This window comes from Salinisphaera orenii subsp. orenii MK-B5, from assembly GCF_003788635.1.
Taxonomy (GTDB): domain Bacteria; phylum Pseudomonadota; class Gammaproteobacteria; order Nevskiales; family Salinisphaeraceae; genus Salinisphaera; species Salinisphaera orenii.
The window spans coordinates 55,395-74,613 of the sequence record NZ_AYKH01000013.1; the positions used below are offsets into that span (position 1 = coordinate 55,395).

Below are 19,219 nucleotides of genomic sequence, written 5' to 3' on the forward strand. Positions count from 1 at the left end.
GCGTTGATGACCCGCGATCCGGCGGCCAAGTGCGCGGCGGCACGCGCGCTGCACGCCGCCGACAGTGCGCCGCTGGCCGCGGCCGGCGGCACGCCCGTGGATGTCCCAGTGCCCGGCCGGCCGGAGCGCCCCGCGCTCGTGCATCCGGCGAAGCTGTCCAAACGCGGGCTCGGCAGCCCGGAAGGCCGGGCGGCACTCATCCACGCCATCGCCCATATCGAGTTCAACGCCATCAACCTGGGACTGGATGCCGCCTACCGCTTTCGCGGCATGCCCGAGGACTTCTACGCCGACTGGCTGCGGGTGGCCGCCGACGAGGCCCGCCACTTCGAACTGCTCCACGCGCGTCTGGCCGATCACGGCTTCGCCTACGGCGATTTCGATGCCCACAACGGCCTCTGGGAGATGGCGGTCAAGACCGCACATGACGTCATGATCCGTATGGCCCTGGTGCCACGCGTGCTCGAGGCGCGCGGACTGGACGTCACGCCCGGCATGATCGAAAAGCTGCGCCAGGCGGGCGACGACGAGACGGTGGCGATCTTCGAGATCATCCTCGAAGAGGAAGTGCCGCACGTGGAGATCGGCACGCGCTGGTTCCGCCACTGCGCCGAGCCGCGCGGCCTGGGCCCGGATACCACCTTCACCCGTCTGCTCGACGAATACATGAACGGCGGCCCGCCCGGGCCCTACAATTTTCCCGCGCGCCGCGAGGCGCGGTTTTCGGAACCGGAGCTGGACTGGCTCGCCGAGCGCGAGCGCCGTTGATCCGGGGGGACGCGGTGAGATCGACAACGGCTCGCGCCCCGGTCTGGCCCGCGTGACGCACTGCGCCGTAGCGGTGTCAGCAGTAGATCGGGAAGGAACGGGGCGGTCGGCGCCACAGGCCGACTACCGGGCTCGCCTAGCGTGGTGGCGATCGCCCAGAGCCTATTAATACCTCAGAGCCCCGAGCCAAACGCTTCCAAAAAATCGACTATGGGCGCAAGACGAGGCGTCGTGCGCGCCGCGCGATCATTCTGCGTCAGCATGCGGCAACGCTGGATTGCCACACAACGACACTTGTCTCGAAGGTTTGGGCTGCGCAAGAAACAACCATGGGCGCGCTGCGGCATTGCACGTCTTGATCGTGACGTGCCACGACCCGCGACTCGCGCCTTGACGCGCACGATGTGCGATCGCCAACGCAGCGTTCGAATGAAGTGCTGAGGCCCAAGCTCAAGGACAGGACCCCGGCGCGATGCGCCGGGGCGCTATCCGATGACGGTGCGGGCCGTGATCAGGCCTGCACCGCACCTGCGGCCGAATCATCGCGCCGACGACGGAAACCGACGACGGCGATGGCGGCCATTGCCAGGGCGGACAACGGCCAGATCGCGGGTTCGGAGATCGCGCGCGGCGGATCGTTCGGTACTGGCGACGGGAAGTCGCCGTCGAGCACCGGCTGATGTACTTCGCCGCGCTGCGTGAAGCCGGCGGCGACGACGCTGCCGTTGAGGCTGTTGCGGTTGGTCAGCTGGGCGTCAGGGGCAAGTATGGAGCCCCAGAATTCGGTGCCGAAATCGATCGCGCCGATGTCGCCGAAGTTCCAGATCACGTTCGAGGCGATGGTCGACGTCGGCGCAAGGAAGTTGGCCGAGAGCGACAGGATGCTGCCACTGGCCAGCGACGACCCGTCGACGTTGATCAGGATGTGGTCGTCGGTGCCGAGCGAGAAGCCGATCTCGCGGCTGCTCGAGAGCAGGTCGGCGCCGATGGAGAACACGGATAGATCGGCGCCGCCGCCAGCGAAGCGCACGCCCTGGCTGTTCTGAGTGAACGTGCTGTTGCTGGTCTGGCTGTTGAGCGAACCGGAATAGTCCTGGAACACGGTTCCGAAGCTGGGAATCGTGACCGTGGCACCCGTTTGCTTCGACCCGTTGACGTTGCCGGTGACCGTGCCGCCGATGCGCGCACTGCCGCCGTTCAGATTCATGTTCTCGACGTTGCCGCCGACCGCGACATTGCCGCCGCCGTTGATGTTCTTGTAGCCGCCGGTGATGTTGCCGCCCACGGTGACCGCGTCGTAGCTCGAGGCCGGTGCCTGGCTGCCGCGGGTGTAGTAGGTCGACGAGGAACCGCCGAGATTGCCACCGACATAGGTGCGACCCTCGACCTCGGAGGTCGAATCCAGATCGCCCAGTACGATCAGATTGAACTGCTGCATCAGCGCATCGCCGGTGATCGGCGCGGCCGAAGCGCCGCCCGCGGTTGCCAGAAACACGCCCCCGGCCACGGCTGCGGCCAGTGAACTGAACTTGCCTTTCATAGATGTCCCCTCGTTGCCACGGAATCGCCGGCACGACATGCGCCGACCCTTTGGTAGCGCGCTTATTTAACGCCGTGTTTTTGTAGAAAGCAATAGGCTTTCGGACGTATGCTTTTGAGTGTCGGAAGAGTTAACAATTAACCCGGATCGACCCGATACGACGGGGATGGGTATGGGCATCGCGGCTGACGCATCGAGGGAGACGGCAAGGTCCTTTGATGCCCGTTTTAAAGGGCTTCCAGTCCCTTCGATTGTAAACCGAGGCTTGCTGTCATCTTGGATAGTGTCTTGATCAGAAGCAGACACAGCGATGATGGATGGGCCCCGGCGTAATAAAAGTCGACGGCCGCCGTGGCGGTCTTTTGCGCCGGATTGCGCGACATCGGAGCCGTCCAATGGTCGATGCCCGTATCGCCGAAGTGCATGGCTCATCGGGCGGCCATGATGACCGTCGCGCTCATGCTTTTGCCGGTCAGCGGCCGGAGCGGACCAGGCCGCGCCGACTGTCACTCGAATCCAGTGCGGTTCGAGCGGGATCGGGAGTTCGGGCCAGCCGCGGTCGTATCCGTTGGGGCGGATTCGCGGCGCGGGTCGGTTGCGCCGATCCACCACAATCAAGTCCGCTCGGGGCAAGCGTCCCGGACGCTTGCACGTCTGTCGATTTCGGCTGCGGGCCTCGTGTGGGCCGATGTGCCGCCTCCGCGTCAGCCCCTGGCGTCGGCCGGGCGCCGGGCGTGCTCGGCATCGAGCAGCGAATGCCGGTGGACACCGCGCGCATCGACTGTCAGCACCTCCGCCTGATCCGCGCGCCAGTCGGCGATCACGTGGCGCGCTCCGGCATCGCCGTCCAGATCGACGTGGTGCGAGGCCGGCCGATGCGTGTGGCCGTGGATCAGGCGTGCGACCCTGCGGCGGCGCATCGCCTCGACCACGGCATCGGCGTTGACGTCCATGATGCGGGCCGCCTTGCGGGCCTTGCCCGCGGCGCTGCGCCGCCGGGCCCGCACTGCGATCAGGCGCCGCAGCCAGAGTGGGATTCGCAGCATCCGCGCCCGCCAGGCGGGATCGTTGTATTTCGCCCGGAATGCCTGATGCGCGTGGTCGTCGGTGCACAGGCCGTCGCCGTGGGTGAGCAGCGTCGGGGTGCCATAGAGATCGACGACGGTGGGGTCGTCGAGGATGCGCAGGCCGGTGGCCTCGGCAAAGGCCGCGCCGACGGCGAAGTCGCGGTTGCCGCGCATGAAGGCGGCCGGCACGCCGGCGGCGGTCAGCTCGGCAAAGGCGGCGAGGGTGGCGCGATGGCGGGGCAGGGAGCCGTCGTCACCGATCCAGACGTCGAACAGATCGCCGAGGACGTAGAGGGCGTCCGCGGCCCGCGCCGGCCCGGCCAGATAGGCGGCGAGCCGATGCGCGTTGACGTCGTCGTCGCCCTGCAGATGCAGGTCGGCGATGAAGTGCGTGGCCACGCCGTCCTGTCAGTCGGCGACGATCTCGGCGGATTCGATGACGACCGGCTGCTGCGGTGCGTCCTGCCGGAACGGCCCGGCCGAGCCGGTCGGCACGTCCGCGATCTCGTCGACCACCTCCATGCCCGAGGTCACCTCCGCGAACACGGCGTAGCCGGCCCGGTCGCGGCCCGCGTTCAGCGGCGCGTTGTCCGACAGGTTGATGAAGAACTGCGAGGTGGCGGAGGCCGGATCGTTGGTGCGCGCCATCGACAGGGTGGCGCGGTCGTTGTCCAGACCGTTGTCGGATTCGTTCTCGATCGGGTCGCGGGTCTTCTTGCGGTCATAGTCCTTGGTAAAACCGCCGCCCTGGATCACGAAGCCGGGGATCACGCGATGGAAGATGGTGCCGTCGTAGAAGCCGTCGCGAACGTACTTGAGGAAATTCGCGGCGGTGACCGGGGCCTTGTCTTCGTGAACGGCGATCTCGATGTCGCCGCGATTGGTGTGCATGACAACCATGGGGTCTTCCTTGTTCTCGGACGGGGACGCGGTGTCGTCGGCCAGCACAGCCGACGGGGCGGCGACGGTGACGGCGGCGAATAGAATCAGGGCGAGCGGGCGGAGTCGGTGGTGCATCAGGCGGGGGCCTCTTCGAATTCGGGTTCGACCCGCGCCAGCGCGCGGTCGACGACGGACAGGTCGGCTTCGGGGCGGTGCCCCTCCTCGGACAGCACGCGCCGCCAGGCCCGGCCGCCCGGGCAGCCATGATACAACCCCAGCATGTGCCGGGTGACGTCCTTCAGGGCGCCACCGGCGGCCAGGTGACGGCCGATGTAGTCGCGCATGCCGGCCACGATCTCCGCCCGCGTCGGCCCGGTTGCGTCATGGCCGAACAATCGTCGATCGACGTCGGCCATGACGTAGGGGTTGCGGTAGGCCTCGCGGCCGATCATCACGCTGTCGACGTGTTCGAGCTGCGCGGCCGCGGACTCCAGCGTGGTCACGCCGCCGTTCAGGCCGACCGGCCAACCCGCGAATTCCGCCGCCAGGCGATGGACGCGGGCGTAGTCCAGCGGCGGCACCTCGCGGTTTTCCTTCGGGCTCAGGCCGGACAGCCACGCCTTGCGCGCATGCACGGTCAGGTGATCCGCGCCCGCGGCGCGCACGGCCGCGGCGAAGGTCTGCAGAAAGGCGTAACTGTCCTGGTTATCGATGCCGATCCGGGTCTTGACCGTGACCGGGATCGTCACCCGGGCCTTCATCGCCGCCACGCAGTCGGCCACGCGGGCCGGCTCGGCCATCAGACAGGCGCCGAAGGCGCCGTTCTGCACGCGGTCGCTCGGGCAGCCGACGTTGATGTTGACTTCGTCATAGCCGGCGGCCTCGGCCAGCGCCGCGCAGTGGGCCATGTCGCCGGGCTCGCTGCCGCCGAGCTGCAGGGCCACGGGATGTTCGTCGGCGTTGAAGGCCAGCAGGCGAGCGGTATCGCCGTGAATGAGCGCACCCGTGGTGACCATCTCGGTGTAGAGTAGGGCATCGCGCGTGATGCGCCGCATGAAGTAGCGCTGGGCCGGTGTGGTCCAGGCCATCATCGGCGCCACCGAGACGCGGGCGCCGGGCGTGCGTCGGATGGAATTCGGGGCTGCGGAGACCGTCATGGCGGGCATTATCGCAGACCCGGCGCCGGCTTTGGGCGGGCCGCGCGCCGCCGGCCCGGAACTTCGCACGCCACGACCACCGCATCCGCAGGAGAGGCCGAATGTACGCGCTGCTTCGCCCCGCACTGTTCAACCTCGAACCCGAGCGCGCCCACCATCTCACGCTGACGGCGCTGGCCCGCGGCCGGGCGGTCGCGCGTCGCTGCTTCGGTGATCGCGTGCCCGAGGCGCCGGTCGAGGTCATGGGGCTGCGGCTGCCGAATCCGATCGGCCTCGCCGCCGGCCTGGACAAGGACGGCACCTGCATCGACGGCCTCGCCGCGCTCGGTTTCGGGTTCGTCGAGGTGGGGACGGTCACCCCGGTCGCCCAGGCCGGCAACGAACGGCCGCGGCTGTTCCGTCTGACCGAGCAGCGCGGCCTGCTCAACCGCTTCGGCTTCAACAACGCGGGCGTCGAGGCGCTGGTCGCGCGTATCCGGGCGGCGAACTACGACGGCGTGCTGGGCGTGAACATCGGCCGCAACGCGGCCACGCCGCCGGAGCGCGCGATCGACGACTACCGGGCCGGCCTGCGCGCGGTCCACGAGGTCGCCTCCTACGTCACGATCAACGTGTCGTCGCCCAACACCGCCGGGCTGCGCGACATGCAGGGCGGCGCCGGGCTGGATGCGCTGCTCGCGGCGCTGGTGGCCGAGCGTGACAGCCTCGCCGCCGAGCACGGCCGGCGACTGCCGCTGGCGATCAAGGTGGCGCCGGATCTGGATGCGGCCGCACTCGATGCGCTCGCCGAGCGGGTGCGTCATCACGGCATCGACGCGGTGATCGCGACCAACACGACCACCGCCCGGGACGGCCTGCCGCCGCGCTGGCGCGATCAGGCCGGCGGGGTCAGCGGGGTGCCGCTGCGCGAGCGGGCCACCGAGTTGATCGCCGCGCTTCACCGGCGGCTCGGCGACGACATCCCCATCATCGGCGTCGGTGGCATCCAGAGTGCCCGCGACGCCGAGGCCAAGCTCGCGGCCGGGGCGCGCGCGCTCCAGCTCTACACCGGGCTGATCTATCGCGGCCCGCGCCTGATCCGCGACTGCGTCGAGGCGGCTCGCGTCCATACCGCTCGCGAGCGCATCCGGGCCCAGGCCGCGGTGGTCAGCGGTGACCGAGCGCGCGCTCGAGCTGGCGCTGGAACAGCGCACCGATAAGGTCGAGCGAATCGGCCAGACGATGGCCGTCGTCCACGATGTGCAGCGCCGCGCTGCGGGCACGGGCGAAATTCAGGCTGGCGGACAGCGGCACGATGTCGTCGTGCCAGCCGTGGACCACGACCGTGTCCGCCGGGCAGTCGCGCGGCTCGCCGGGGTAGCCGTCCAGATACAGCGCCGGCGCCATCAGCAGCAGCGCCGCCGGCCGCAGGGCCGCGCAGGCCATCGCCGAGACATAGCCGCCCATGCTGGAGCCCACGAGCAGCAGCGGCGTACCCGCGGGCGCGAGCGTCTCCAGATGACGCAGGCGCTCGAGCGGATCCATCATCGCGCTGTAGTCGGGGCTGTCGACGGCACAGCCCGCGGCCTCGGCGATCGCCGCCAGGTGGCGGATCTTGCTGCCCCAGGGGCCGCTTTCCTTGCCGTGCGCGAACACGACGCGGGGGGCGTGCTCTGCCTGATTCATGCATCGACCTCGCAGGGGAACGCGGCGTACTATGCCACGCAAGACACGGCGCGCGTGGCGAATCCGAGGTGACGTTCTGAAGATCCTGTCGTTTCTGAACTGGCTCGTGCTGGGCAGCAGCGCGGTGCTGGCACTGCTCTATGCCGTGGTCTGCCTGATGATGCTGCCGTATCCCGAGCTCGTGGCCGACGCGGGCGGCGGCCTGGCCGAAACCGTGCGCCTGACGCTCGTGCTGACCGCGTTCACCGCGGTGGCGGCCGTGGCGACCTGGCTGCTGCAGAAGCGTCACCGTCGCTGGCCGCAGGGCCAGGCCGCGCTCGTGCTGGCCTTGATCGGGCTGCTCGTGTTCGTGGTGGCGACCCGCTAGCGTGGCCGACCCGGACGACCAGCGCATGCGGCGACAGCCGCGCTGGTTTCTCGCGGCGCTGCTGCCGCTGGCGGTCGGCATCCTGTGGCTCAACCTCGGCTGGTCTGCGGGCCCGCTCGCCGGGCTTATCGCGACCCTGCCGGGGGCGATCCTCACCGCCGCCGGCGGTGCCTTGCTGCTCTGGCCCGGCGATCGTCAGATCAGCCGCTACCTGGCGCTCGCGGCGGTGATCAGTCTGCCGCTGGCGTTATTCCTGTGGCCGACGTTCGGCGGGGCCGCCGCGCTGCTGCTGGTCGCCGGCGGTGTCGCCGCGTTTCTGGTCGCGGGCCTCGCGGCACTGTTCCAGAATCCGGTGCCGCGTGCCGTGCCGATGCCGGTCGTGTCGGCGACACTGGCCCGCAAGGCGGCCACCGACGAGGCTCTGCTGGGCTGGTTCATGAACAGTGCGCGCATCCCGCGCGGCCGCATGGTGGCCCGCGACCACGTCGAGATCGAGGCCGCGGAGACGGCCGCACGCAGGCACGGCTGGCGGGCGCAGCCGCAGACGCTGCACCGGCCGCCGCCTGCGCCGCGACATTTCGATCTGCAGAGTGCACGTGGCGGGCGGCTGGCCTTCGAGTGGCTGACCTTCGACAGTGCCTTCCGGCCGCATCCGGCGCTGCCGGGCGGGGCGCGCTGGCACGGGCATGCGGCCAACCGCACGATGCGCGCCCGCGTGCTGCGGCATCCGGGCGCGCCGCGGCCGTGGGTCGTGTGCGTGCACGGCTATCGCATGGGGCTGGACTGGCTCGATCTGCCGCTGTTCGACGTCGCGCATCTGCATCACCGGCTGGGCCTGAACCTGATCATGCCGACGCTGCCGCTGCACGGGGCGCGGACCTCGACCCGCCTGACCGGCGGGCTCTATCTGGACGGCCCGCTCGTGGATCTGCTGCACGCGCAGTCGCAGGCGCTATGGGACCTGCGCCGCTGCATCGCCTGGGTGCGCGCGCAGCAGGGCGAGGACACGCCCATCGGCGTTCTCGGCTACAGCCTGGGCGGCTATAACGCCGCGCTGCTGGCGGCCTTCGAGCCGACGCTGGCCTGCGTGATCGCCGGTATTCCGCTGAGCGATATCCCCGCGGCGCTGTGGCACCACATGCCGGGGTTGCATCTGCGCTTCATCGAGGCCCAGGGGATCACGCAGGCGCGGCTGTCGGAGCTGCTGGCGCCGGTCTCGCCGCTGGCGCTGACGGCCGCGGTGCCGTGGCAGCGACGCTATCTGTTCGCGGCCAGCGCGGACCAGCTCGTGCCGCCGGCGCAGCCGCTGCGTCTGTGGACGCACTGGGACCGGCCGACGATGCACTGGTATCACGGCTCGCATCTGTCGGTGCGCCACGAGCGTTCGCTGCGACCGTTCGTCACGCGCGCGCTGCGCGAGAGCGGGCTGGCCACCGACGCCTGAATCGCGCTGGGCCGCGGCCTGCGCGGCGCGCGGTTGTGGCGCCCGCGCCTGCGCGAGAGAATGCCGGCGATGCGTTTCGCGTCGTCGCCAAAGCAAGGGGAAACACGGTGAGTAATGTCGTCCTGTCCGCCTCCGGGCTGTACACGCCGCCCGAGGCGATCTCCAACGAGGAGCTCGTCGAGGCCTACAACGCCTACGTCGAGAAATACAACGCGGCGCACGCGGACGCCATCGCCGCGGGCGAACTCGACGCCCTGTCGACCTCCGACGCCGACTTCATCTACAAGGCCTCCGGCATCAAGAGCCGCTATGTCGTGGACAAGGCGGGTATTCTCGATCCGGACGTCATGCATCCGCGCATCCGCACCCGGACCAACGACGAGCCGTCGATCCAGTGCGAAATGGCGCTGGAGGCGATCGGCCAGTGCCTGGCCCAGGTGGACTGCGAGGCCGCCGACATCGACGCCGTGCTGGTGGCCTGTTCCAACCTGCCGCGGCCCTATCCGGCGCTGGCCGTGGAAGTGCAGCACTATCTGGGCGGCGGTCGCTTCGGCTTCGACTTGAACGTTGCCTGCGCCTCGGCCGCCTTCGGCATCCAGACCGGCGCGAACATGATCGACAGCGGCAGCGCCCGCCGCGTGCTGGTGGTCAATCCCGAGATCTGCTCGGCGCATCTGAACTTCCGTGACCGCGACAGCCACTTCATCTTCGGCGACGTCTGCACGGCCGCGCTGCTCGAGCACCGCGACGAGGTGGCGGCCGGGCGCGGCTTCGACGTGCTGGGCACGCGGCTGATCACGCAGTTCTCCAACAACATCCGCAACAACTTCGGCTTTCTCAACCGCGCCGAGACCGAGCCGCGCAGCGAGGCCGACCGGCTGTTCGTGCAGAACGGGCGGCGGGTGTTCAAGGACGTCGGCCCGATGGTCGCCGAACTGATCGTCAACCATCTGGGCGAGCATGACCTGGGCGCGGACGCGCTGAAACGCCTGTGGCTGCATCAGGCCAACATCAACATGAACACGCTGATCTGCAAGCGGGTGCTTGGCCGGCCGGCGGAAGAGGCGGAAATGCCCTCGGTGCTCGCCGAGTACGCCAATACCAGTTCGGCCTCGCCAGTGATCGTGTTCCACAAGTATTCGGGCGATCTGGAGCGCGGCGATGTCGGCGTGCTCTGCGGCTTCGGCGCCGGCTACTCGGCCGGCAGCGTCATTCTCCAGCGGCGCTGAACGCGCCGCGACACACAGGACATCAGGCCATGACGGGCAATCCGCAGCGCAAGTACCGCGCCGACTACCAGCCGCCGGCGTGGCTGATCGACGACGTGGAGCTGGATTTCGATATCGGCAGCGCGCAGACGCATGTTCGCGCCACGCATTCGGTGCGCCGCAATCCGGAAGGGCCGGCCGCCGAAGACTGGCGACTGGACGGGCGCGACATGACGCTGGTCTCGGTGGCGATCGACGGCCGGCGTCTGGGCGAGAGCGAATACACCTGCGGTGACAGCGCGCTGGTGCTGCACGGCCCGCCGGAGGCGTTCACGCTGACCGTCGAGACGCGCATCGATCCGGAGCACAACCTCTCGCTGGAGGGGCTGTATCGCTCCGGCGACATCCTCTGCACCCAGTGCGAGGCGACCGGCTTCTCGCGCATCACCTATTTCCCCGACCGGCCGGACGTGATGTCGCGCTACGTCACGCGCATCACCGCCGACGCGCAGGCGCATCCGGTGCTGCTGTCCAACGGTGACTGTGTGGAGACCGGCAGCGCCGGTGCGGGCCGGCACTACGCGGTCTTCGAGGATCCGTTCGTCAAACCCTGTTACCTGTTCGCGCTGGTTGCCGGTGACCTGGGCGTGCTGCGCGACAGCCACACGACGCCCTCGGGCCGGACGATCGACCTGCGGCTGTACACCGAGCACGGCAACGAGGACCAGTGCGCCCACGCCATGGCCTCGCTCAAGCAGGCGATGGTCTGGGACGAGGCCACCTACGGCCTCGAATACGACCTGGACAGCTACGCGATCGTGGCGGTGGGCAGCTTCAACATGGGGGCGATGGAGAACAAGAGCCTCAACGTGTTCAACACCGCCTGCATCTTCGCCGCCCCGGAGACGGCCACCGACGACGACTTCGCCCTGGTGCGCGATGTCGTCGCCCACGAATACTTCCATAACTACACCGGCAACCGCGTGACCTGCCGCGACTGGTTCCAGCTCTCCCTCAAGGAGGGGCTGACCGTTCACCGCGAGCATCAGTTCGCCATCGATCAGGGCTCGCCGGGCGTGACCCGCATCGAGCAGGTGCGCGCGATCCGCGAGGTCCAGTTCCCCGAGGACGCCGGTCCGCGCGCCCATCCCGTGCGCCCGGAGTCGTACGTGGAGATGAACAACTTCTACACCATCACGGTGTATCACAAGGGCGCCGAGCTGATCCGCATGATGGAGGCGATGGCGGGTCGCGATGCCTTCATCGCCGGCGTGCGTCACTATCTCGCCAAGCACGACGGCCAGGCGGTGACCATCGAGGACTTCGTGGTCGCCATCGAGGAGTCCACCGGTCTGGACCTGGCCCAGTTCCGGCGCTGGTATGCCCAGGCGGGCACGCCGCGCGTTGGCGTGCAGACGGACTACCGCGAAGGCGCGCTGGCGCTCACGCTGACGCAGAGCACGCCGGCCACGCCCGGTCAGCCGGACAAGGCGGCCTTCGATATTCCGGTATCCGTCGCGTTGTTCGACGAAGCCGGACGCATGGTCCGCGAGCCTGAGGTGCTGCGGCTCGACACGGCGCAGGCCGAGTGGTGCTTCGACGGCCTCGCCGGCGAGCCGACCGTATCCGCGCTGCGGGGCTTCACCGCGCCCGTGCGCCTGGATCACGCGCCCGACGACGCCGCGCTGGCCCGGCTGATGGCCCACGACAGCGATCCGGTCTGCCGCTGGGATGCCGCGCAGTCGCTGTTTCTCAAGACGCTGGTCGCCGGGGTCGCGGCCCGCTCGGGTGGTGAAGCGCTGCCCGAGCCCTCCGAGCGGCTGTTCGAGGCGATCGCGCATCTGCTGTCGAACCCGCCGGCGGATCGCGCCCTGCTGGCGGCGATGCTCACGCTGCCGAGCGTGGCCCGTATCGGCGAGGAGTTCGACGCCATCGACATCCACGCCGTGTGTGCGGCGCGCGACCATCTCAAGCAGGCCATCGCCACGCGTTTTCTCGAGGAATTCGAGGCGCTGCGGGCCGATCACGCCGCGCTGCAGGCTTATGTCTTCGACGTCGAGGAGGCCGGCCGGCGGCGGGTGTTCCGTCTCGCCCTGGACTATCTCGCGGCGGTGGACGCGCCGGGGCTGCGCGAATGCGCGCTCGAGCTCTCGCGCACCGCCGACAACATGACCGACCGCATGGCCGCGCTCGAAGCCCTTCGCGATCTGCCGGGCGAGGCCCGCGATACCGCGCTGGCGGAGTTCGCCGAACGCTGGGCGGACTATCCGCTGGTGATGGACAAGTGGCTGCGGCTGCAGGCCGGCACGCGGCGCGCGGACAGCGTCGAGCAGGTCACCGCGCTGCTCGACGACGCGCGCTTCGATTTCACCAACCCGAACCGGGTCCGTGCGCTGCTCGGGGGCTTCGCCCGCGGCAATCCCGCCGGTTTCCATCGCGCGGATTCGGGCGGTTACACGCTGATCGCCGATCAGGTCGTGCGTCTGGATGCGCTCAATCCGCAGCTGGCAGCCGCGCTGGCCGGCCTGCTCACGCCGTGGCGGCGCCACGCCGAGCCGGAGGCGTCGGCGATGCGGGCCGCGCTGGCGCGCGTGGGCGAGGGCGTGCACTCGGACAACACGCGCGAGATCGTCGAGGCCGGACTGGCCGAGGCGCCGCCATCGGGCTGAGCAGGGCAGCGCTGAAGCGAAACCGTCATATTGCGGTAATATCCGTTGCATAGCGTTGTCGCGTCACAAACCGCATGAAACGCAGTGTCATGGATGACAAGCATGTTCTAATCGTCGAGGACGAGGCGCCGATCCGCGACATGATCCGCTTTGCGCTGGAACGGGCGGATTTCTCGGTCGCCGAGGCCGAGGACGCGCAGAGTGCGCGCCTGGCCATGGCCGAGCGCCGACCGGATCTGATCCTCATGGACTGGATGCTGCCGGGCGTCTCCGGGGCCGAGCTCGCGCGCGAGCTGCGCCGCGACGAGCTCACCGCCGATGTCTCGATCATCATGGTCACCGCCCGCGTCGACGAGGACGATCGCGTGCGCGGCCTGAACCTCGGCGCCGACGACTATGTCACCAAGCCGTTCTCGTCATCCGAACTGGTCGCGCGCGTGCGCGCAGTGCTGCGACGCAGCCTGCCCGGCGGCCGCGACGAGACGCTGGAGCTGGAGGGCCTGACCCTGGACGCGGCCAGCCAGCGCGTCGCCGCCGGCGACCGCCCGGTCAAGCTCGGGCCGACCGAGTACCGGCTGCTGCGGTTCTTCATGAGTCATCCCGAGCGGGTCTATTCGCGCGAGCAGATGCTCGACCGGGTCTGGGGCCAGAACGTGTTCGTCGAGGAGCGTACGGTCGACGTGCACATCCGGCGGCTGCGCAAGGCGCTTGCGCCCTACGGTTTCGATCACTTCATCCAGACGGTGCGCGGCAGCGGCTATCGTTTCTCCAGCAAAGGCGTCTAGCATCTGACCATGAGCATGCCCTCGCAGGCCATGCGCCGGACCTGGCGTCGCGAAGTCGTGCTCATGCTCGCCGTACTGGCTGCAGGGGCCGTCGCGGGGTTGATCAGCGGCCACATGCTGGTCTGCGTGCTGCTCGGCGTCTGTGCCTATCTGGCGATGCATCTCGTCTATGCCTACCAGCTCCACCGCTGGCTGCTCTCGGATCGGAGCGAGCCGTCGGAGGGTATCGGGGTCTGGCAGGAGATCTACACCGAGCTCTACCGCCTCAAGCAGCGCAACCGCAAGCGCAAGAAACGGCTCAAGCGCATCCTCGACGAGTTCCAGGCCTCGACCGCCGCGCTGCCGGATGGTGCGGTCGTGCTCGACGCCCAGGGCCGCATCGTCTGGTTCAACAGCGCGGCCGGTGCGCTGCTGGCCCTGCGCACGCCGCAGGATCTCGGCCAGCGCATCGCCAACCTGCTGCGTCATCCGCGTTTCTCCGCCGCGCTGTCGCAGCGGCGACGGGAGATCGGCGAACTCGAGATTCCATCGCCGGCCAGCGATACCGACACCGTGCTGGTGCGCCTGATTCCCTATGGCAACGACCAGCGTCTGCTGATCGCGCGCGACGTCAGCGAGCAGAAACGGCTCGAGGCCACCCGCCGGGACTTCGTCGCCAACGCCTCGCATGAACTGCGCACGCCGTTGACCGTGCTGCGCGGCTATCTGGAGATGATGGAGGAGGAGGCCGCGGGCGACGGCCCGCTGGCCGAGTGGCGCAGCCCCGTGACGGAGATGGGCGAGCAGGCGCGCCGCATGAACTCGATCATCGAGAGTCTGCTCAAGCTGGCCCGGCTGGAGGCCGAAGGGCTGCAGCAGCGACAGGAGCGCATCGACGTGCCGGCGATGATCGACGACCTCGCCGACGACATCCGTCGGGCCGACGACGAACGACACGACATCACTCTCCATCTCGACCGCGAGGTGGGGCTGTTCGGCCGGCCGAACGAACTGGAGAGCATCTTCTCGAACCTGCTCGCCAACGCCGTGCGCTACACGCCCGACGGCGGCCCGATCGCGGTCCACTGGTGGCAGGACGACCAGGGCGCGCACTTCTCCGTCCACGATGCCGGCGCCGGCATCGAGGCCCAGCACATCCCCCGGCTGACCGAGCGTTTCTATCGCGTCGACGCCGGCCGCAAGGCCAGCGACGGCGGCACGGGGCTGGGGCTGGCCATCGTCAAGCACTGTCTCGAACACCACGAGGGCGAGCTGGACATCGACAGCACGCCGGGCGAGGGCTCGACGTTCACTTGTCATTTTCCGCTGCAGCGCCGGCTGCTGCAGCGCGCGGCGTGACCGATCTGCGAGCGTCATCGAATCGTCACATGGGCGACACCGACCGGTAACACGCACTGCGTAACGTTTCCCGCGGCTGACAAGCCGAGACACACTCCAGGGAGACCTACGCATGAAACGCTTTTACACGCGCGCCGGCGGCGCAGTCGCAGCCGTGGCCGTGACCGCGATGCCGATGCTCGCCTCCGCGGGCATCACGCTCTACGACGAGGGCGAGAAGTCGCTCGAGATCGGCGGTCGCCTGCAGCCGCAGTACCTGATGGTCGACGCCGACGGTGGCGAGAACGATTCCGGCGACGATTTCTTTCTGCGTCGGATGCGTTTCTACATCGAGGGCACGCTGACCGAGAACATCTACGGCATCTGGCAGGTCGACTTCGGCGGCGTGTCCGACGACCCCGAGGTCAAGGACGCCTTCATCAACTACTCCGGTCTGCCGATGGGCAGCATCACGATCGGCAACCACAATGCGCCGTTCTCGCGCGAGCTGCTGACCTCCTCGAAGCGCCAGCAGTTCGTCGAGCGCACGGTCGTGGGCGATCATAACTACGGCGTGCCGGACCGTCAGATCGGTGTGAGCTACACCCTCGATGACAACGACATGGTGCAGGGCCAGCTCGGGTTCTATCAGGCCGGTCTGGAATCGGATCTTTCCAAGCTCGACTTCGAGTCGCGCGTGAGCTCCGACCCCGACTACTTCGGCAACATGCTCGTCGGTCGTCTCGATTGGACGCCGCTGGGCAGCTTCAAGAAGGCGCAGGGCGCGTTCGGCGACGAGACGCGCTTCGGCATCGGCCTGAACGCCTATACGTGGGGCAACGACGACGATATCGACAACAGCTTCTCGGTCGATCCCGCGAACGGTGACTTCATCGCCAACGATGTCGCCAGCCAGTACGACAGCGTCAATGCCTACGGCGTGGATGCGGCTTTCCGTGCCGGCTATTTCTCGGCGGATGCCGCGGCCCAGTTCTACGACGCTGAAGTCACCGACGAGACCCGTGACTTCATCGGCGGCCCGACCGGGCTGGTCAACGCGGATGGCGACGCCCAGTTCGCCACGTACATGGTCAAGGGCGGCTACATGCTCGTGCCCAGCAAGCTCGAGTTCGTCGCCGGCTTTTCGGCGCTGGATCCGGACGACGGGTTCTATGCCAACGGCCAGAACTATGACGACATGGACAAGCGCTACTCCGCCGGTCTGAACTACTTCTTCAACAAGCACAACGCCAAGATCCAGCTCACCTACGAGATGGGCCGTGACGTGCTCTACACCAACGATGCCGGCGGTCAGGTGCAGTCGCCGTCGAACATCGGCGACGATCAGAACACGCTGTATCTCCAGTTCCAGCAGGTGCTCTGAGGCAATCCCCCAAAACCACAATCCCTTTGCTCCCCAAATGACCCCGGTACGCCGGGGTCTTTTTTGTCCGGGAGCGGATTCCGAACACGACTATCAACGAGGTTCTCCCATGCGTGAATGGTTTCTGGCCGGTGCCCTGGTACTGGCGGTATGCGGACTCGCCGCCTGTAGCGACGACGATGACGACAACGATGTGGCGCCGGACGATGGCGACGCCGCCGCGGCCGAGCTGAGCGTCACCCCGGCCGGGCGTTACCAGGTCGACCCGTTCGTATTCGACGAAGGCGCGGCCGAGATCGTGAGCTACGACGCCGAACAGCGCCGGCTCTATGTGGTCAACTCGAACGCCCGCACGGTCGATGTGCTCGACGTCAGCGATCCCGACAACCCGATGAAGATCGCGGCCATCGACGCCAGTGCCGAGGGCGATTCGGCCAACAGCGTCGCCGTGGCCGAGGGCGTGGTCGCCGTCGCGATCGAGGCCGACGACGCCCAGGCCAACGGCAAGGCCGTGTTCTACTCGAGCACCGACTACAGCAAGTTGGGCGAGGCCGAGGTCGGCGCGTTGCCGGACATGCTGACCTTCACCCCGGACGGCAGTCGCGTGCTGGTCGCCAACGAGGGCGAGCCGAGCGACGACTACGACAACGACCCGGAGGGCTCGATCAGCGTCATCGACCTGGGCGGCGGCTATCAGATGCCGTCTGTGACCACGCTCGATTTTCGCGGCTTCAACGACGACGCCGAGGCCCTGCGCGCGGCCGGCGTGCGCATCTTCGGCCCCGGCGCGACGCCGGCACAGGATTTCGAGCCCGAGTACATCGCCGTCTCGGCCGACGGCACGCGCGCCTGGGCCAGCCTGCAGGAGAACAACGCCATCGCCGTGATCGATCTGCAAGCGCTCGCGATCACCGACGTGCGTCCGCTGGGCTTCAAGGATCACAGCGTCGAGGGGCAGGGCATCGACCCCAGCAACAGCGACGGTTTCGACGTCCGGACCGTCCCCGTGCTCGGCATGTATCAGCCGGACACGATCGCGGCCTTCGAACAGGACGGCGAGCGCTATCTGCTGACCGCCAACGAAGGCGATGCGCGCGACTACGACGCCTTCAGCGAGGAGGTCGACGTCAAGGATCTGGCGCTGGATCCCGACGCCTTTCCCGACGCCGAGGCGCTCCAGGCCGACGAGGCCCTGGGTGACCTGAAGGTCACCAGCACGCTGGGCGCTACCGGTGTCGAGACGGCCGAGGGCGAGCCGGTCTATGACACGCTCTACGCCTATGGGGCGCGCTCGTTTTCCATCCGCCGCGCGGACAGCGCCGAGCTCGTCTACGACTCGGGCGACGATTTCGAGCGCATCACCGGCGAGCGCTACGGCGATGCGTACAACAACGACAACACCGAGAACGACGGCGATTCGCGTTCGGACAACAAGGGCCCGGAGCCGGAGGCGATCGCTTACGGCGAAATCGACGATCGCGCCTATGCCTTCATCGGCCTCGAGCGCATGGGCGGTTTTCTCGTCTACGACATCAGCGACGTCACCGCGCCCGCGTTCGTCACCTATGTGAACAACCGCGATCTCGACGCCGATCCGGAGTCGGGCACCGCCGGCGATCTCGGCCCGGAAAGCATCGTGTTCATCGCCGCCGCGGACAGCCCCGAACCGGGTACGCCGATGCTGGCGGTCGGCAACGAGATCAGCGGCTCGACCACGCTCTATCGGCTCGGCCGCGAATGATGGCGGGGTGTCATACAAATGTCATCCGAGCGCCATACGATCTTCATCGCGGCTCGCCACAATCCCGACAGGTCATCGAGGGTGGCCTGCCACTTATTAACCGGGAGAACCGAATGAAACCACGTGTGCAATCGTCGCTCCGCGCTGCCGTCGCGGCCGCTGCCGTGGTGGGCGCCGCCGGCGCCGCCCACGCGCAGGACCAGATCCGGGTCGTCGGGTCGTCGACGGTCTATCCGTTCTCGTCCTACGTCGCCGAGGAGTTCGGTGCCACCACCGATTACAGCACGCCGGTGGTCGAGTCCACGGGCTCCGGCGGCGGCTTCAAGCTGTTCTGCCAGGGTGTGGGCGAGGATACGCCTGACGTGACCAACGCCTCGCGCCGCATGAAGCCCTCCGAGCTCAAGATGTGCCAGGACAACGGCGTCGAGGACATCACCGAGAACGTGATCGGCGCCGACGGTATCGTGTTCGCCCAGAGCAAGCAGGACGATTCGATCAATCTCTCGCGCGAGCAGATCACGCTGGCGGTCGCGGCGAAGGTGCCCAAGGACGGCGAGCTGGTCGACAATCCGTACAACCGCTGGAGCGACATCGACTCGTCGCTGCCGGACCGCGAGATTCTGATCTACGGCCCGCCCACGTCCTCCGGTACGCGCGATGCGTTCGAGGAGCTGGTCATGGAGTACGGCTCCGAACACATCGACGGCTATGAAGAGGGCTACACCACGATCCGCCAGGACGGCAAGTACGTGCCGTCGGGCGAGAACGACAACCTGATCGTCCAGAAGCTGGCCCAGAACAAGGCCGCCTTCGGCATCTTCGGTTTCTCCTTCCTCGAGGAGAATCGCGACAAGGTTCAGGCGGCGACCATCGATGGCGCGGAAGCCAAGCGCGACCAGATCTCCTCGGGTGAGTATCCGGTTTCGCGTTCGCTGTTCTTCTATACCAAGAACGCGCACCTCGAAGAGGTCGACGGCATGGAAGAATACGTCGATATGTTCCTGTCCGATCAGATGATCAGCGATCGCGGCTACCTCAAGGGTATCGGCCTCATCCCGATGCCGGAGGACAAGATCGAAAAGGAACGCAGCGAATGGGAAGAGCGCGCCAAGGTCTCGGCCTCGGATCTCAAGGGCTGATTTCCTGCGGGCACTGCCCACCGGCCGGCCGGCCGCGGCGATGCCGCGGCCGGCTCCTGTTTTCTCGTATCATGACCGGCCAAGCC

Annotated in this window: 17 protein-coding genes; 11 read left to right on the forward strand and 6 right to left on the reverse strand. The window is 68.0% G+C overall.

The features are described 5' to 3' along the window. The first annotated feature begins 6 nt into the window (after nt 1–6). The gene (locus SAOR_RS08620; RefSeq protein ID WP_245965430.1) at nt 7–768 is read left to right on the forward strand and encodes a ferritin-like domain-containing protein; all 762 of its coding nucleotides are present in this window, start codon (nt 7–9) and stop codon (nt 766–768) included. Between the two features lie 511 nt (nt 769–1,279). On the opposite strand, the gene SAOR_RS08625 is transcribed toward SAOR_RS08620, so the two are convergent. From SAOR_RS08625 to dusA, 5 genes are all read right to left on the reverse strand, one after another. After that, nucleotides 1,280–2,308, reverse strand: coding sequence for a choice-of-anchor A family protein (locus SAOR_RS08625; RefSeq protein WP_185015605.1), 1,029 nt, complete (start codon nt 2,306–2,308; stop codon nt 1,280–1,282). A 227-nt stretch (nt 2,309–2,535) separates the two neighbouring features. Next, complete coding sequence (locus tag SAOR_RS08630; RefSeq protein WP_123631068.1) at nt 2,536–2,733, reverse strand: hypothetical protein; 198 nt, start codon at nt 2,731–2,733, stop codon at nt 2,536–2,538. 279 nt (nt 2,734–3,012) lie between these two features. After that, a complete protein-coding gene (locus SAOR_RS08635) occupies nt 3,013–3,774 on the reverse strand; it encodes a UDP-2,3-diacylglucosamine diphosphatase (protein ID WP_123631069.1) in 762 nt (253 codons plus the stop codon). A 9-nt stretch (nt 3,775–3,783) separates the two neighbouring features. Further along, a complete protein-coding gene (locus SAOR_RS08640) occupies nt 3,784–4,392 on the reverse strand; it encodes a peptidylprolyl isomerase (RefSeq protein ID WP_123631070.1) in 609 nt (202 codons plus the stop codon). Beyond that, complete coding sequence (gene dusA / locus SAOR_RS08645) at nt 4,392–5,414, reverse strand: tRNA dihydrouridine(20/20a) synthase DusA (protein WP_123631071.1); 1,023 nt, start codon at nt 5,412–5,414, stop codon at nt 4,392–4,394. Before dusA ends, SAOR_RS08640 begins: the two co-directional genes overlap by 1 nt. Nucleotides 5,415–5,515: 101 nt before the next feature. Here dusA and SAOR_RS08650 point away from each other — a divergent pair, with 101 nt between their 5' ends. Continuing rightward, nucleotides 5,516–6,613, forward strand: a complete 1,098-nt coding sequence (locus SAOR_RS08650) for a quinone-dependent dihydroorotate dehydrogenase (protein WP_123631072.1) — start codon at nt 5,516–5,518, stop codon at nt 6,611–6,613. Here SAOR_RS08650 and SAOR_RS08655 read toward each other — a convergent pair. Beyond that, nucleotides 6,561–7,079 (reverse strand): YqiA/YcfP family alpha/beta fold hydrolase, encoded by a 519-nt coding sequence (locus SAOR_RS08655; protein WP_123631073.1) that lies wholly within the window; start codon nt 7,077–7,079, stop codon nt 6,561–6,563. The two genes, SAOR_RS08650 and SAOR_RS08655, sit on opposite strands and share 53 nt — an antisense overlap. A 31-nt stretch (nt 7,080–7,110) precedes the next feature. Between SAOR_RS08655 and SAOR_RS08660 the strand changes: the two genes are divergently transcribed. The 9 genes from SAOR_RS08660 to SAOR_RS08700 all read left to right on the forward strand — a co-directional run bounded on the left by SAOR_RS08660 (nt 7,111) and on the right by SAOR_RS08700 (nt 19,133). After that, nucleotides 7,111–7,446, forward strand: coding sequence for a hypothetical protein (locus SAOR_RS08660; protein WP_123631074.1), 336 nt, complete (start codon nt 7,111–7,113; stop codon nt 7,444–7,446). A gap of 1 nt (nt 7,447) precedes the next feature. Beyond that, entirely contained in the window at nt 7,448–8,890 is a 1,443-nt protein-coding gene (locus tag SAOR_RS08665) for a CocE/NonD family hydrolase (RefSeq protein WP_148077374.1), read from the forward strand. Nucleotides 8,891–8,997: 107 nt separating this feature from the next. Further along, a complete protein-coding gene (locus tag SAOR_RS08670; RefSeq protein WP_123631076.1) occupies nt 8,998–10,119 on the forward strand; it encodes a beta-ketoacyl-ACP synthase III in 1,122 nt (373 codons plus the stop codon). Between the two features lie 29 nt (nt 10,120–10,148). Then, nucleotides 10,149–12,767 (forward strand): aminopeptidase N, encoded by a 2,619-nt coding sequence (gene pepN / locus SAOR_RS08675; protein WP_123631077.1) that lies wholly within the window; start codon nt 10,149–10,151, stop codon nt 12,765–12,767. Nucleotides 12,768–12,856: 89 nt separating this feature from the next. Next, nucleotides 12,857–13,552, forward strand: coding sequence for a phosphate regulon transcriptional regulator PhoB (phoB, locus tag SAOR_RS08680; RefSeq protein WP_123592457.1), 696 nt, complete (start codon nt 12,857–12,859; stop codon nt 13,550–13,552). A gap of 9 nt (nt 13,553–13,561) precedes the next feature. After that, nucleotides 13,562–14,890: a phosphate regulon sensor histidine kinase PhoR gene (gene phoR / locus SAOR_RS08685; protein ID WP_123631078.1), complete on the forward strand. Its 1,329-nt coding sequence runs from the start codon at nt 13,562–13,564 to the stop codon at nt 14,888–14,890. Nucleotides 14,891–15,002: 112 nt separating this feature from the next. After that, complete coding sequence (locus SAOR_RS08690) at nt 15,003–16,253, forward strand: porin (protein WP_123631079.1); 1,251 nt, start codon at nt 15,003–15,005, stop codon at nt 16,251–16,253. A 109-nt stretch (nt 16,254–16,362) separates the two neighbouring features. Beyond that, a complete protein-coding gene (locus SAOR_RS08695) occupies nt 16,363–17,994 on the forward strand; it encodes a choice-of-anchor I family protein (RefSeq protein ID WP_123631080.1) in 1,632 nt (543 codons plus the stop codon). A 113-nt stretch (nt 17,995–18,107) separates the two neighbouring features. Further along, nucleotides 18,108–19,133: a PstS family phosphate ABC transporter substrate-binding protein gene (locus tag SAOR_RS08700; protein WP_185015606.1), complete on the forward strand. Its 1,026-nt coding sequence runs from the start codon at nt 18,108–18,110 to the stop codon at nt 19,131–19,133. Nucleotides 19,134–19,219: the final 86 nt, after the last annotated feature.